Here is a 14,768-nt window from a genome sequence, read left to right on the forward strand (position 1 = left end):
TCGCGCAAGCGCTCGTCGGACGTCCCATGGCTGCTTCGGTCGGTCTGATGGGGATTACTTCGACTTCAGCATGTTGCGCAGCACGTACTGCAGGATGCCGCCGTTGCGGTAGTAGTCGGCCTCACCGGGGGTGTCGATGCGGACCACCGCGTCGAACTCCACCTTCTCGCCGTTCTCACGCGTGGCGGTCACCTTCACCGTCTTCGGGGTCTTGCCCTCGTTGAGCGCGGTGATCCCGGAGATGTCGAAGGTCTCAGTGCCGTCGAGCTTGAGGCTCGCGGCCGACTCTCCGGCCGGGAACTGCAGCGGGATGACGCCCATGCCGATCAGGTTCGACCGGTGGATGCGCTCGAAGGACTCGGTGATGACCGCACGCACGCCGAGCAGGGTGGTGCCCTTGGCCGCCCAGTCACGCGAGGAGCCGGATCCGTACTCCTTGCCGCCCAGCACCACCAGCGGGATGCCGGCCTTTTGGTAGTTCACCGACGCGTCGTAGATGAACGCCTGCGGGCCGCCATCCTGGGTGAAGTCGCGCGTGTAGCCACCGGAGACATCATCGAGGAGCTGGTTCTTCAGGCGGATGTTGGCGAAGGTGCCGCGGATCATCACCTCGTGGTTGCCGCGTCGCGAGCCCAGCGAGTTGTAGTCCTTGCGCTCCACACCGTGGGCGTCGAGGTACTGGGCGGCCGGGGTGCCCGGCTTGATGGCGCCGGCCGGGCTGATGTGGTCGGTGGTCACCGAATCGCCAAGCAGCGCAAGGACCCTGGCGCCGGAGATATCCTTGACCGGCTGCGGGTCGGCGGGCATACCGTCGAAGTACGGTGCCTTGCGGACATAGGTCGAGTTCTCGTCCCACTCGAAGGTGTTGCCCTCCGGGGTGGGTAGCGACCGCCAGCGCTCGTCGCCCTTGAACACGTCGGCGTACGAGTCGGTGAACATCTCCCGGTTGATCGACGACGCGATGGTCTCTTCGATCTCGGCGGCTGTCGGCCAGATATCTGCGAGGAAGACGTCCTTGCCGTCCTGGTCCTGACCGAGCGGGTCGGCCTCGAAGTCGAAGTCCATGGTTCCCGCGATGCCGTAGGCGATGACCAGCGGCGGGGAGGCCAGATAGTTCATCTTGACGTCGGGGGAGATGCGGCCTTCGAAGTTGCGGTTACCCGAGAGCACCGCGGTCACCGAGAGGTCATTCTCGTTGATCGCCTTGGAGATCTCCTCGGGCAGCGGGCCGGTGTTCCCGATGCACGTGGTGCAGCCGTAGCCACCCAGGAAGTAGCCGAGCTTCTCCAGGTAGGGCCACACCCCGGCCTTGTTGTAGTAGTCGGTGACGACCTGCGAGCCCGGCGCCATGTTGGTCTTCACCCACGGCTTGGTGGTCAGGCCCTTTTCGACGGCCTTCTTGGCCAGCAGTGCCGCGCCGAGCATGACCGACGGGTTGGAGGTGTTGGTGCACGAGGTGATGCCTGCGACAACGACGGCGCCGTGGTCCAGCACGAAGTCGCCGCGCTCGGCGGACTTGACGGTGACCGGCTTGGAGGGGCGGCCGGTGGAGCCGTTGGCGGCCGACGGACGGACGTCGACGGCGCCGTCGTCGGCGAAGGACAGTTTGGCCGGATCCGAGGCCGGGAAGGACTCCTCGATCGCCTCGTCGAGCTGAGTGTGCTCGACGGGCAGGTTCTCCTCGACGTAGTTGTGGATGTCCTTGCGGAAGGCGTTCTTGGCATCTGACAGTTCGATGCGGTCCTGCGGGCGCTTGGGGCCCGAGATCGAGGGCACCACGGTGGAGAGATCCAGCTCGATGTACTCGGAGAAGGCCGGCTCGTGATCCGGATCGTGCCACATGCCCTGCGCCTTGGCGTAAGCCTCGACCAGCGCAAGCTGCTCGTCGGTGCGCCCGGTCAGTCGCAGGTAGTTGATGGTCTCCTCGTCGATCGGGAAGATCGCTGCGGTGGAACCGAATTCGGGGCTCATGTTGCCCAGGGTGGCGCGGTTGGCCAGCGGCACCTCGGCAACACCCTTGCCGTAGAACTCGACGAACTTGCCGACCACGCCGTGCTTGCGCAGCATGTCGGTGGCGGTCAGCACCACGTCGGTGGCGGTCACGCCGGGCTTGATCTCACCGGTCAGCTTGAAGCCGACGACGCGGGGGATCAACATCGAGACGGGCTGGCCCAGCATGGCCGCCTCCGCCTCGATACCACCGACGCCCCAGCCCAGCACGCCCAGGCCGTTGACCATGGTCGTGTGGCTGTCGGTGCCCACACAGGTGTCCGGGTAGGCCTTGCCGTTGCGGACCATCACCGTGGGGGCGAGGTATTCGATGTTGACCTGGTGCACGATGCCGGTGCCGGGCGGGACGACCTTGAAGTCGTCGAAGGCGCCCTGGCCCCAGCGCAGGAACTGGTAGCGCTCGCCGTTGCGCTCGTATTCGAGCTCGACGTTGCGCTCGAACGCGCCGGCGTTGCCGAACACATCGAGGATGACGGAGTGGTCGATGACCAGCTCGGCGGGTGACAGGGGGTTGACCTTGTCCGGGTCGCCGCCGAGGGTCGCGACGGCCTCACGCATGGTGGCCAGGTCGACGATGCACGGCACGCCGGTGAAGTCCTGCATGATCACCCGGGCCGGGGTGAACTGGATCTCGATGCTCGGGTCGGCCGAGGGATCCCAGTTGGCGATGGCCTGGATGTGGTCCTTGGTGATGTTGGCGCCGTCTTCGGTGCGCAACAGATTCTCGGCAAGTACTTTGAGGCTGTACGGGAGCTTTTCGGTACCGGGTACCGCGTCCAGTCGATAGATCTCGTAGTTCTGGTCCCCGACAGTCAGTGTGTCGCGGGCACCAAATGAGTTAAGGGACGAATTTTCCGTATTCTCGCTGCTCACATCAACTCCCGGCTCGATCTCGCCGCGACGGGCTGTGTCGGCGGCGTTCCGATCTTAACAGTACGCTTGTCCTGCAAGGCTCAGTGGGCCGGGGTCCAGTCTTCCCTGTCGGGTGCTCGTTGCCAACGGAGTCGGGTGAATGCGTCGGATCCGTCCGCATACCGATGCGATGACGATTCCTGTGTCGCTTTCCGGGGGCGGGTGGGCGCAGCGTACCGTGCCTGACGTGACCGGACCCCATGTCATCCCATCCCTGCCGGCCTACATTCCGGTCGAGGTGTGCGACACCGTAGGGCTCGATGCGGCGCAACCCGACGGGGTGGCCAAGTGCATGGCGGCCGTGCAGTCCGATGTTCGCGACGACGGGGTCAGTGCCCCCGCCGCAGATGTCGAAGCTCTGCGTCAGGTGGTCAGCGATGCCCGGCAGGAGGGTGTCGACCTCAAGATCGTCGTGCTGCCGAGTAACCCGGGTATCGACACCCCGCTGCGGGATATCGCCACCGAGGTCGGGCAGGCCAATCCGGGTGCGACCGTGCTCGCGCTGAGCCCGTCGTTCGCCGGTACTTACAGTCCGACGATCGATCGGGTGACTTTGGAGGCGGGTCAGGACGTCGCCAAGACCGGTGATCCGGTCTTATCCGCGAAGAATTTCGTCAGCGAGATTTCCACGCCGGATTTCCCCTGGACCGCGCTCGCTCTCGCATTGATTGTCGGCGTCGCGGGGGCAGCCACCCTCACCCGGGTTCTGCAGCGCCGCAGCAAACAATTGGCCGGGTCAGAGGCGTCGAGCGCACCCTCGGAGTAGGTGCCGGAAATCCATCGAACAGTCGTTCGGAATAACGCTCAATATCACTAATTGGTCACACTATTCGCAATTACAATCTTGTAATTCGTGACTAAAGTTTCTTTAGTTCTGGATGTGACGTACGGTGCAATCGGTACCCATTGTTGCAGTTGTGCTTCCTGTGACTTCTGTGCAATGGCCCCGAGCAAACGCCGGTACGCCGTCGTTGAGCCATAGGAGACTTGAGTCGAATGAGACGCACCGTTGGCGCCTCGGCGTCCCGGCTGTACGGCCGTTTCTTGGCCGTGCCGGTGACCGCCGGGATGCTGTTGGCCACGGCCATGTCGGGAGGTGTCCCGGCCGCCGCCGCTGATCCGGGAGCACCCGATCAGGTCGCAACGCTCGTCGCCGCGGTGGCCAACGCCGACCAGAAGCTCCAGGAGCTCGGCGCCGCCATCCAGACCCAGCAGGAAGCCGTCAACAAGGCAATTGTCGACGTGCAGGATGCCCGTGATGCGGCCGCCACGGCGCAGCAAGAGGTCGATGCCAGCCAGCAAGGCATCACCGACGCCAACAACGCCATCACCCAGGCGCAGAAGCGCTTCGACACCTTCGCCGCCGCAACCTATGTCAGTGGCCCCTCCAGTTCGTACCTGACCGCGTCCGACCCGACCGACATCGTCAGCGCCGCCGCCACCGGTCAGACCCTGGCCGCCAGCAGCGACAAGGTGATCACCGATCTACAGCGCGCCCGTACCGAGCAGGTCAACCGAGAGTCGGCCGCACGCCTGGCCAAGCAGAACGCCGATCAGGCCACGGTCAACGCCCAGACGAGCCAGGACACTGCGGTCGCGGCGCTGCAAACCGCGCAGCAGACGTTCAGCTCGCAGCAAGGTGAGCTCCAGCGGCTGACCGCCGAACGCGCCTCGGCCCAAGCCCAACTCGCTCAGGTGCACAAGGCGTCGGCGTCGACCGCCCCCGCAGCGCCGGCACCCGCCGCTGCCGCCGCGGCGGACAACTGGGACCGTGCCCCGGGCGCGCCCGTGCAGGCGGGCCAGAACTGGGACGGCGCGTGGGATCCCACGCTGCCGGCGATCCCCAGTGCATTCGTCAGTGGTGACCCGGTCGCCATCATCAACACCATTCTCGGTATCTCGTCGACTTCGGCGCAGGTCACCCAGAACATGGGGCGGCAGTTCCTGCAGAAGATGGGGATCCTGCCCACACCGACCGGCTACACCAACGGGGCCATCCCGCGGGTGTACGGACGGCAGGCCTCCGAATATGTGATCCAGCGGGCCGGCTCGCAGATGGGCGTTCCCTACTCCTGGGGCGGTGGCAACGCTGCCGGTCCGAGTCGCGGCATCGATTCGGGCGCCAACACGGTCGGGTTCGACTGTTCGGGCCTGATCCTCTACGGGTTCGCCGGCGTCGGAATCAAGCTGCCGCATTACTCGGGCTCGCAGTACAACGCCGGCCGCAAGATCCCGTCGTCGCAGATGCGCCGTGGCGACGTCATCTTCTACGGCCCCGGCGGCAGCCAGCACGTGACGCTCTATCTCGGCAACGGCCAGATGCTCGAAGCGCCCTACACGGGTTCGGAGGTCAAGATCTCCCCGGTCCGCACGAGCGGGATGACCCCGTACGTCGTCCGCTACATCGAATACTGATGGGAATACATTGCGCTCCTTCGCCTTACGTTGCCTGATCCTGATCGCCGCAACCGCGTTTGCGGCGATCAGCCTGGTGGCGCCGGCCAACGCTGCGCCAGACGACGGCCAATGGGATCCGACCCTGCCGAAGATCGTCAGCTCGGGCGCTCCGGGGGATCCGGTGGCCATCGCCAACGCCTCGTTCCAGGTCAGCCAGATCGCGCTGCAGACCACACAGAGTCTCGGTTCGCAGTTCCTGCAGACCATCGGTCTGGCCCCCAAACAGGCCGCCTCGACATTCCCCGGCGGACGGGTACGCGGCCCGCAGGCCATCGAATACGCGATCCGCAGGGGCGGCAGCCAGATGGGTGTGCCGTATTCCTGGGGCGGCGGCACGCTCACCGGACCCGGCCCGGGCGTGGACTACGACGCCGGAAAAATGGGCTTCGACTGTTCGGGGCTGACCCGCTACGCCTTCGCCGGCGTGGGCGTGCAGGTCCCGAAGTACTCGGGCGACCAGTACAACACCGGCCGAAAGGTGCCGGTGGCCCAGGCCAAGCGCGGTGACCTCCTGTTCTGGGGGCCGGGCGGCAGTCAGCACGTGGCGATGTACCTCGGCGGCGGCAAGATGCTGGAGGCATCGGGCAGCGCGGAAAAAGTGACGGTGAGCCCGGTCCGGATGTCGGGCATCCAGCCCTATGCGGCCCGCATCATCGAATCCTGAGGGGAACCTGAAGTCTTCCGGGCGGCGTCGACGGATCTCGAAGTGCCTGGAATAGTTGACGACGGGCACCCGATTGCCCGATAGAGCAAGTGCGCGTTACCAGCGTTCTGTAGTCGAACACCGTGGGAGGAAGTTGATGACGTCACCGAGTGGACCGCCGCAGGGCTCCGGAGGTTATCCCGGTTCGAGCCCGGCGCCGGGCTTTCCGCCCGGGTCGGCCGGCTCCCACGCCGCCCCGGGCGCCCCGGCCGCGACCAACGGCAGCCTGCAGGCCGAGGTGCACACCCTGGAACGCGCCATCTTCGAGGTCAAGCGGATCATCGTCGGCCAGGACCAGCTCGTCGAGCGGATGCTCGTCGGTCTGCTCGCCAAGGGCCACGTGCTGCTCGAGGGCGTGCCCGGTGTGGCCAAGACGCTGGCCGTCGAGACGTTCGCCAAGGTGGTCGGCGGAACCTTCGCCCGCATCCAGTTCACCCCTGACCTGGTGCCCACCGACATCATCGGTACCCGCATCTACCGGCAGGGCAAGGAAGACTTCGACATCGAGCTCGGCCCGGTCGTGGTCAACTTCCTGCTCGCCGACGAGATCAACCGTGCACCGGCCAAGGTGCAGTCCGCCCTGCTCGAGGTGATGGCCGAGCGCAAGATCTCCATCGGCGGTAAGACCTTCCCGCTTCCCAGCCCGTTCCTGGTGATGGCCACCCAGAACCCGATCGAGCAGGAAGGCGTCTACGCGCTGCCGGAGGCCCAGCGCGACCGCTTCCTGTTCAAGCTCAACGTCGATTACCCGACGCCGGAGGAAGAGCGCGAGATCATCTACCGGATGGGTGTGAAGCCCCCGGAGCCCAAGCAGATCCTGGACACGGGCGACCTGCTGCGGCTGCAGGAACTCGCGGCCAACACCTTCGTGCATCACGCGCTGGTGGATTACGTGGTGCGGATCGTCACCGCGACCCGCGAGCCCGAGAAGTTCGGCATGCCCGACGCCAAGGCGTGGATCGCCTACGGCGCCTCGCCGCGTGCCTCGCTGGGCATCATCTCGGCGGCCCGCGCGCTGGCGTTGGTGCGGGGCCGTGACTACGTCATCCCGCAGGACGTCGTCGAGGTGATCCCCGATGTGCTGCGTCACCGACTGGTGCTGACCTACGACGCGCTGGCAGACGAGGTGTCGGCCGAGACCGTGGTCAACCGGATCCTGCAGACCGTCGCCCTGCCGCAGGTGAATGCGCTTCCGCAGCAAGGGCATTCGGTTCCGCCCGCCGTTCCTGCCGCGGCTGCCGCGGCTGGTGGTCGGTGACCAGTTCTTCCGGGGCCCGACGCTCTGTGGATCTGCCGTCTCTGAAGCGCGGGGAGATTCGGGACCCGGCGTTGACGGCGGCGTTACGCAAGCTTGAGCTGACGGTACGGCGCAAGCTCGACGGCGTGCTCCACGGCGACCACCTCGGCCTGATCCCGGGCCCGGGATCGGAGCCGGGGGACTCGCGGATCTACCAGCCCGGCGACGATGTGCGCCGGATGGACTGGTCGGTGACAGCGCGGACGATGACGCCCCATGTGCGGCAGATGATCGCCGACCGTGAGCTGGAGACCTGGCTGGTCGTCGACATGTCCGCCAGTCTCGACTTCGGAACCACCGGTTGCGAGAAGCGCGATCTCGCGGTGGCAGCCGCCGCGGCGATCACGTTCCTCAACAGCGGTGGTGGCAACCGGATCGGCGCGATCATCGCCAACGGTGAATCGGTGCGGCGGGTGCCCGCGCTGTCCGGCCGCGTTCACGAGCAGGAAATGCTGCGGGCCATCGCCACGATGCCCAAGGCCCCGACCGGGGTCCGCGGTGACCTGGCCGCGGCGATCGACGCCCTGCGCCGTCCCGAGCGCCGCCGCGGCATGGCGGTGATCATCAGCGACTTCCTCGGACCGGTCAACTGGATGCGCCCGTTGCGGGCGATCGCCGGAAGGCACGAGGTGCTCGGCATCGAGGTACTCGATCCGCGCGACGTCGAACTGCCCGCCGTGGGCGACGTGGTGCTGCAGGACACCGAGACCGGTGTCACCCGCGAGTTCACCATCGACGAGCAGCTCCGCAGTGACTTCGAGCGGGCCGCCACGGCTCATCGCGAGGAAGTGGCTCGCACCCTGCGGCGTTGCGACGCACCGCTGCTGAGTCTGCGCACCGACCGGGACTGGATCGCCGATGTGGTGCGGTTCGTGGCGAGCCGGCGGCGCGGCGCCCTGGCCGGCCGGTAGAAGAAGCTTGATCAGCAACCAACCGAAATGACTTCTAGCACATGACTTTACCGATTCTCGGTCCGATGAGCCTGACGGGCTTCGCGCACGCGTGGTGGTTCCTGTTCCTCTTCGTCGTACTGGGCCTGATGGCGTACTACGTCATCGTGCAGCGCGCGCGCAAGCAGCGGATCCTGCGGTTCGCCAACATGGAGCTGCTCGAGAGTGTGGCGCCCAAACAGCCGACTCGCTGGCGGCATCTGCCCGCGGCGCTGCTGGCGGTCTCGCTCGTCCTGCTGACGGTGGCGATGGCCGGCCCGACCCATGATGTGCGGATTCCGCGCAATCGCGCGGTCGTGATGCTGGTGATCGACGTGTCGCAGTCGATGCGTGCCACCGACGTCGCGCCCAGCCGGTTGGCTGCCGCGCAGGAAGCTGCCAAGCAGTTCGCCGATCAGCTCACCCCCGGGATCAACCTCGGCCTCATCGCCTATGCCGGGACGGCGACCGTCCTGGTGCAGCCGACCACCAACCGTGATGCCACCAAGAACGGCCTCGACAAGCTGCAATTGGCCGACCGGACCGCCACGGGTGAGGGCATCTTCACCGCATTGCAGGCGATCGCCACCGTCGGTGCGGTGATCGGCGGTGGTGACGAGAAGCCGCCCGCGCGCATCGTGCTGATGTCCGACGGCAAGGAGACCGTGCCGTCCAATCCGGACAATCCCAAGGGCGCCTACACGGCGGCGCGCACCGCCAAGGACCAGGGGGTGCCGATCTCCACGGTGTCCTTCGGCACGCCCTACGGCTATGTCGAGATCAATGACCAGCGCCAGCCGGTTCCGGTCGACGACGAGATGCTGGGCAAGATCGCCAAGCTGTCCGGCGGTGACGCCTTCACCGCGTCCAGCCTGGAACAGCTCAAGCAGGTGTTCACCTCGCTGCAGCAGCAGATCGGCTACGAGACGATCAAGGGCGATGCCAGTCTCGGCTGGCTGCGGCTGGGCGCGTTGGTGCTGGCCCTGGCCGGGGCGGCGGCCCTGCTGATCAACCGCAGACTGCCCGGTTGAGCCGACGTCGAGATCTACGTCATGGTTGTGAATTCGCACGTACAACAGCCCTGGTGTCGATTTCGGCGATCCATGGCTGACACGTTAAGTTGGCGGGCATGAGTGACAGTGTCGCCACCGAGAGTGCCACCGAAACCGCAGTTGCAGAAGCCGGCAGCCGGCCCGCGTTCGTTCCCCGTTCCGTGCTGGTAACGGGCGGAAACCGGGGGATCGGGCTGGCGATCGCGCAGCGGCTGGCCGCCGACGGGCACAAGGTTGCCGTCACACACCGCGGGTCCGGAGCACCGGAGGGGCTGTTCGGCGTCGTGTGCGACGTGACCGACAACGAGGCCGTCGACCGCGCGTTCAAAGAGGTCGAGGAGCACCAGGGGCCGGTCGAGGTGCTGGTGTCCAACGCCGGCATCTCCCAGGACGCGTTCCTCATGCGGATGACCGAGGAGCGGTTCGAGAACGTCATCAACGCCAATCTCACCGGAGCATTCCGGGTGGCGCAGCGGGCCTCGCGCAGCATGCAGCGCAAGCGATTCGGCCGGATCATCTTCATCGGTTCAGTCTCGGGCATGTGGGGCATCGGCAATCAGGCCAACTACGCGGCCGCCAAGGCCGGCCTGATCGGTATGGCCCGCTCGATCTCCCGGGAGCTGTCCAAGGCCGGTGTCACCGCCAACGTGGTGGCCCCGGGTTACATCGACACCGAGATGACCCGTGCCCTGGACGACCGGATCCAGGCGGGTGCTCTGGAATTCATCCCCGCCAAGCGGGTCGGCACCGCCGAGGAGGTCGCCGGCGCGGTGAGCTTCCTTGCCTCCGAGGATGCAAGCTACATCGCCGGTGCGGTGATCCCCGTCGACGGCGGCATGGGTATGGGCCACTGATCCACCTGGATCTGACCCAAAGATATTGGTCTACTGAAACTTTCCTCAAGAAGGAGTCGCAATAATGGCAGGTCTGCTCGAAGGCAAACGCATCCTCGTCACCGGAATCATCACGGACTCGTCGATCGCGTTCCACATCGCGAAGGTGGCCCAGGAGGCCGGGGCTGAGTTGGTGCTCACCGGATTCGACCGGATGAAGCTGATCCAGCGCATCGCCGACCGGTTGCCCAAGCCGGCGCCGCTGCTGGAACTCGACGTGCAGAACGAGGAGCACCTGGCGAGCCTGGCCGACCGGATCTCCGGCGTCATCGGCGAGGGCAACAAGCTCGACGGCGTTGTCCACTCAATCGGCTTCATGCCGCAGACCGGCATGGGTGTGAACCCCTTCTTCGACGCCCCGTACGAGGACGTTGCCAAGGGCATCCACATCTCGGCGTACTCCTACGCCTCGCTGGCCAAGGCCACGCTGCCGGTCATGAACTCCGGCGGCAGCATCGTCGGCATGGACTTCGACCCGACCCGCGCGATGCCCGCGTACAACTGGATGACGGTGGCCAAGAGCGCCCTCGAGTCGGTCAACCGGTTCGTCGCTCGTGAGGCCGGCCCGTTCGGTGTCCGCTCCAACCTCGTTGCGGCGGGCCCGATCCGGACCCTGGCCATGAGCGCCATCGTCGGCGGTGCGCTGGGCGCCGAAGCCGGTGATCAGATGCGGCTGCTCGAAGAGGGCTGGGATCAGCGGGCGCCGGTCGGCTGGAACATGAAGGACCCCGAGCCGGTTGCCAAGACCGTGTGTGCCCTGCTGTCCGACTGGCTGCCCGCCACCACCGGCACCATCGTCTACGCCGACGGCGGCGCCAGCACCCAGCTGCTCTAGAAGCATGGAACGCCCGGATTCCTTCGACGCTGTCCTGCTGCTGTCTTTCGGGGGACCGGAGGCGCCGGACGAGGTGATGCCGTTCCTGGAGAACGTCACCCGGGGGCGCGGAATCCCGGCCGAGCGGTTGGCCGACGTCGCCGAGCACTACCTGCATTTCGGTGGGGTGTCGCCGATCAACGGGATCAATCGGGCACTGATCGAGCAGCTGAGGTTGCAGTTGCCCGACCTGCCGGTCTATTTCGGCAACCGGAATTGGGAACCGTACGTCGAGGACACGGTTGCGGCGATGCGCGACAACGGCATTCGGCGGGCGGCGGTGTTCACCACGTCGGCCTGGGGCGGGTATTCCGGCTGCACCCAGTACGTCGAGGACATCGCCCGGGCTCGCGCCGCGGCAGGTGCGACCGCACCGGAGCTGGTCAAACTGCGCCAGTACTTCGACCACCCGCTCCTGGTGGAGATGTTCGCCGACTCGATCGCGGCAGCGGCCGCCACATTGCCGGCCGAACTGCGGGATGAGGCCCGGCTGGTGTTCACCGCCCACTCGATTCCCATCGCCGCCGATGAACGCCACGGCCCGCGGCTCTACAGCCGTCAGGTGGAGTACGCGACGCGTCTGGTGGCCGCCGCCGCGGGTTACGACGATTACGACCAGGTCTGGCAGTCGCGGTCGGGTCCGCCCCGAATACCGTGGCTGGAGCCTGACGTGGCTGATCACCTGACCATGTTGGACCAGAAGGGAACCCGGGCAGTGATCGTCTGCCCGATCGGGTTCGTCGCCGACCACATCGAGGTGGTGTGGGATCTGGATTACGAGCTGCGACTGCAGGCCGAACAGGCCGGTGTGGCCTTCGCGCGGGCGCGTACCCCGAACGCGGATCCGCGTTTCGCGCAGTTGGCCGCCGGGCTGATCGACGAGCTGCGTACCGGTGCGGCACCCCTGCGGGTAGCGGGCCCAGATCCGGTCGCCGGCTACGGATCCAGCGTCAACGGCGCACCGTGCTCACCGTACTGCTGCGGCACGAAAAGCTAGTCACGCCAAGCAGATTGAAGAATGGCCTCGAGCGCGGCCAACCGTGCCGAGCGCACCACCTGAGCCAGCGGCCGCATGGCGTCGCCGGCGATCTGAACCTCCGAGGAACTCTGGAGGCCGATCGGCATCAGGCCAGAGCTCACGGTGATGATCGCTTCCACGTGGGCGGCGTTCTCCAGCACCCGCACGGCCCGGGTGGGGGCGTGGTCGGGGATGTGGTGCAGCCGTCCGGCTTCGAGGATGTCCTCGACCATGCCGCGGGGATCGTCGACATCCACACCGATACCGGCCCGCAATGCGACCAGCGTGTCCGCGGCCGAGCGCACGGCTGAGCGCAACTCATACTCGGCCTCGCCGAGATCGTAGTGCTGAGGCGGCGGCAGAACGGGCAGTGAGTACACGGTCCACGACAGTGCCCGAGGCTCGGGCTCGAACGTGGATTCGGTTTCCACGTCGTCAAATTCGAAGTATTCGAACTCCGGCACGAGCCCGACGCCGTCGAGCTCGTCATGGGTCACCAGCACCGCTTCACCCACGGTCAGTGCATCGCGCTGAAACTGCGAACCGGCGGGCAGTCCGCGGACATCGCCGGGCACCGGGAGGGCGACTCTGATGGAGGGCCTGGTGCCGGACCTGCCGACGGCGGTGCGCAGGGTCTGCAGCAACGACACCGAACCCGAGTCTTCCAACTCAGGCCAGGGCAGCCCGGTCCGGACCGCGGCTTGCGAGTCATAGGCAGTCACAGAATGCATTGGTGCCCACTGGGATAACGCGTCGAGGACGTCGTCCGGCGCGGCTGCGCCCGCGAGCCAGGCGTTGGCCCACATCGAAAGAGTTGCACTTGGACACCACATGATCCTGGCAGTGTAATTGTCGGCCGCCGATGAGGTCGGATTCGCTAGGGTGTCCGTATGCCCCTTCCGCTGATCTGGCTCATCCTGGCGCTGGGACTCGCCGGGGCAGAGGCGCTGACCGGCGACATGTTCCTGCTCATGCTGGCCGGCGGTGCATTGGCCGCGACCGGATCGAGTTGGCTGTTCGACCTGCCGCTCTGGGCCGACGGCGTGGTCTTTCTCGTGGTCTCCGTCCTTTTGCTGGTTCTGGTTCGGCCGACGCTGCGGCGCCGTTTCGAGGCCGGCCGGGGACTTCCGGAACCGGTCAAGGCGCTGGAAGGCAAGTCCGCACTGGTGTTGGACCGGGTGGCGCAGCACGAGGGGCAGGTCAAGCTCGACGGAGAGATCTGGACGGCGCGGCCTCTCGACGACAACGATGTGTACGAGCCGGGTGATCACGTGACCGTCGTCAAGATCGACGGCGCCACCGCGGTGGTCTTCAGAACGATGTAGTAGCTCTGCAAAACGACTCAGTACCTCAGGAGGGATTCACCATGGAAGGTGCCGTAGCCGGGCTGATCTTGCTGCTTGTGCTTGTGGTGTTCGCGATCATCATCGTGGCCAAGTCGGTTGCGCTCATTCCGCAGGCCGAGGCGGCGGTGATCGAGCGTCTCGGCCGGTACAGCCGCACGGTCAGTGGTCAGCTGACGCTGCTGGTGCCGTTCATCGATCGGATCCGGGCACGCGTGGACCTGCGTGAGCGGGTGGTGTCCTTTCCGCCGCAGCCCGTGATCACCGAGGACAACCTGACGCTCAACATCGACACCGTGGTCTATTTCCAGGTGACCGACCCGGCCAAGGCGGTGTACCAGATCAGCAACTACATCGTCGGTGTGGAGCAGCTGACCACCACGACACTGCGCAACGTCGTCGGCGGGATGACTCTCGAGCAGACGCTGACCTCACGCGACTCGATCAACGCCCAGTTGCGGGGTGTGCTGGACGAGGCGACAGGTCGCTGGGGGCTGCGGGTGGCGCGGGTCGAGCTGCGCAGCATCGACCCGCCACCCTCGATCCAGGAGTCGATGGAAAAGCAGATGAAGGCCGACCGCGACAAGAGGGCCATGATCCTCACCGCAGAGGGTGTGCGGGAGTCGTCGATCAAACAGGCCGAGGGCCAGAAGCAGTCGCAGATCCTGGCCGCCGAGGGGGCCAAGCAGGCCGCGATCCTGGCGGCCGAAGCCGACCGGCAGTCCCGGATGTTGCGCGCCCAGGGTGAACGGGCTGCCCAGTATCTGCAGGCCCAGGGTCAGGCCAAGGCCATCGAGAAGACCTTCGCCGCGATCAAGGCGGGACGGCCGACACCGGAGATGCTGGCCTACCAGTACCTGCAGACGCTGCCGCAGATGGCGAAGGGCGAGGCCAACAAGGTGTGGCTGGTGCCCAGTGACTTCGGTTCGGCCCTGCAGGGATTCACCAAGATGCTGGGGGCGCCCGGCGAGGACGGGGTCTTCCGCTACACCCCACCGCCGGTGGAGCAGGATCTGCCCAAGCCGGAGGATGACAGCGACGAGGTCGCCGGATGGTTCAACACCGAAACCGACCCGGAGATCGCGCGGGCCGTGGCGAAGGCCGAGGAAGCGGCACGGGCCACCGCGCCGCCGCTGGGTGCCGCACCACCGCAGCAGTCATTGGGGAATCCGTCCGGGTTCCCGCCGAATGAGCTGGATGGCGGCGCACACCGCGCATAGCCATCGGGTTGGCAGCCTTGCTTGACCTCCTTGACGCAGTAGACTTGACGGAGTTGACGC

Annotated in this window: 13 protein-coding genes; 11 read left to right on the plus strand and 2 right to left on the minus strand. The window is 66.4% G+C overall.

Annotated elements, in window-relative coordinates:
- Window positions 1-54: 54 nt before the first annotated feature.
- On the minus strand, window positions 55-2,883 hold the full coding sequence (locus tag ACZYZF_RS11815; protein ID WP_463835786.1) for an aconitate hydratase: 2,829 nt from the start codon (window positions 2,881-2,883) through the stop codon (window positions 55-57).
- Window positions 2,884-3,109: 226 nt separating this feature from the next.
- Between ACZYZF_RS11815 and ACZYZF_RS11820 the strand changes: the two genes are divergently transcribed.
- The 9 genes from ACZYZF_RS11820 to ACZYZF_RS11860 all read left to right on the plus strand — a co-directional run bounded on the left by ACZYZF_RS11820 (window position 3,110) and on the right by ACZYZF_RS11860 (window position 12,124).
- Window positions 3,110-3,688 carry an Rv1476 family membrane protein gene (locus ACZYZF_RS11820; protein ID WP_463745835.1) on the plus strand — a complete coding sequence of 193 codons (579 nt, stop codon included), beginning with the start codon at window positions 3,110-3,112 and terminating at the stop codon, window positions 3,686-3,688.
- Between the two features lie 230 nt (window positions 3,689-3,918).
- The gene (gene ripA / locus ACZYZF_RS11825) at window positions 3,919-5,337 is read left to right on the plus strand and encodes an NlpC/P60 family peptidoglycan endopeptidase RipA (protein WP_463835788.1); all 1,419 of its coding nucleotides are present in this window, start codon (window positions 3,919-3,921) and stop codon (window positions 5,335-5,337) included.
- Between the two features lie 10 nt (window positions 5,338-5,347).
- On the plus strand, window positions 5,348-6,043 hold the full coding sequence (gene ripB / locus ACZYZF_RS11830) for an NlpC/P60 family peptidoglycan endopeptidase RipB (protein WP_463745837.1): 696 nt from the start codon (window positions 5,348-5,350) through the stop codon (window positions 6,041-6,043).
- Between the two features lie 136 nt (window positions 6,044-6,179).
- Complete coding sequence (moxR1, locus tag ACZYZF_RS11835; protein WP_463835790.1) at window positions 6,180-7,340, plus strand: chaperone MoxR1; 1,161 nt, start codon at window positions 6,180-6,182, stop codon at window positions 7,338-7,340.
- Window positions 7,337-8,290 (plus strand): DUF58 domain-containing protein, encoded by a 954-nt coding sequence (locus ACZYZF_RS11840; protein ID WP_463745839.1) that lies wholly within the window; start codon window positions 7,337-7,339, stop codon window positions 8,288-8,290. The genes moxR1 and ACZYZF_RS11840 overlap by 4 nt, the downstream gene beginning before the upstream one ends.
- 41 nt (window positions 8,291-8,331) lie before the next feature.
- Window positions 8,332-9,339, plus strand: coding sequence for a VWA domain-containing protein (locus ACZYZF_RS11845; protein ID WP_463835792.1), 1,008 nt, complete (start codon window positions 8,332-8,334; stop codon window positions 9,337-9,339).
- A 98-nt stretch (window positions 9,340-9,437) separates the two neighbouring features.
- The gene (gene fabG1, locus ACZYZF_RS11850) at window positions 9,438-10,214 is read left to right on the plus strand and encodes a 3-oxoacyl-ACP reductase FabG1 (protein ID WP_463745840.1); all 777 of its coding nucleotides are present in this window, start codon (window positions 9,438-9,440) and stop codon (window positions 10,212-10,214) included.
- A gap of 64 nt (window positions 10,215-10,278) precedes the next feature.
- Window positions 10,279-11,088, plus strand: coding sequence for an NADH-dependent enoyl-ACP reductase InhA (gene inhA, locus ACZYZF_RS11855; RefSeq protein ID WP_463745841.1), 810 nt, complete (start codon window positions 10,279-10,281; stop codon window positions 11,086-11,088).
- A 4-nt stretch (window positions 11,089-11,092) separates the two neighbouring features.
- On the plus strand, window positions 11,093-12,124 hold the full coding sequence (locus ACZYZF_RS11860) for a ferrochelatase (RefSeq protein WP_463745842.1): 1,032 nt from the start codon (window positions 11,093-11,095) through the stop codon (window positions 12,122-12,124).
- Here ACZYZF_RS11860 and ACZYZF_RS11865 read toward each other — a convergent pair.
- Window positions 12,121-12,978, minus strand: coding sequence for a hypothetical protein (locus tag ACZYZF_RS11865; RefSeq protein WP_463745843.1), 858 nt, complete (start codon window positions 12,976-12,978; stop codon window positions 12,121-12,123). The genes ACZYZF_RS11860 and ACZYZF_RS11865 overlap by 4 nt on opposite strands.
- A 57-nt stretch (window positions 12,979-13,035) precedes the next feature.
- Between ACZYZF_RS11865 and ACZYZF_RS11870 the strand changes: the two genes are divergently transcribed.
- Together ACZYZF_RS11870 and ACZYZF_RS11875 are read left to right on the plus strand one after the other, a co-directional pair.
- Window positions 13,036-13,470 (plus strand): NfeD family protein, encoded by a 435-nt coding sequence (locus tag ACZYZF_RS11870; protein WP_463745844.1) that lies wholly within the window; start codon window positions 13,036-13,038, stop codon window positions 13,468-13,470.
- 41 nt (window positions 13,471-13,511) lie between these two features.
- Window positions 13,512-14,708, plus strand: coding sequence for an SPFH domain-containing protein (locus tag ACZYZF_RS11875; protein WP_463745845.1), 1,197 nt, complete (start codon window positions 13,512-13,514; stop codon window positions 14,706-14,708).
- The last annotated feature ends 60 nt before the right edge of the window (window positions 14,709-14,768 follow it).

It is taken from the genome of Mycobacterium sp. IDUB_24 (genome assembly GCF_055419385.1).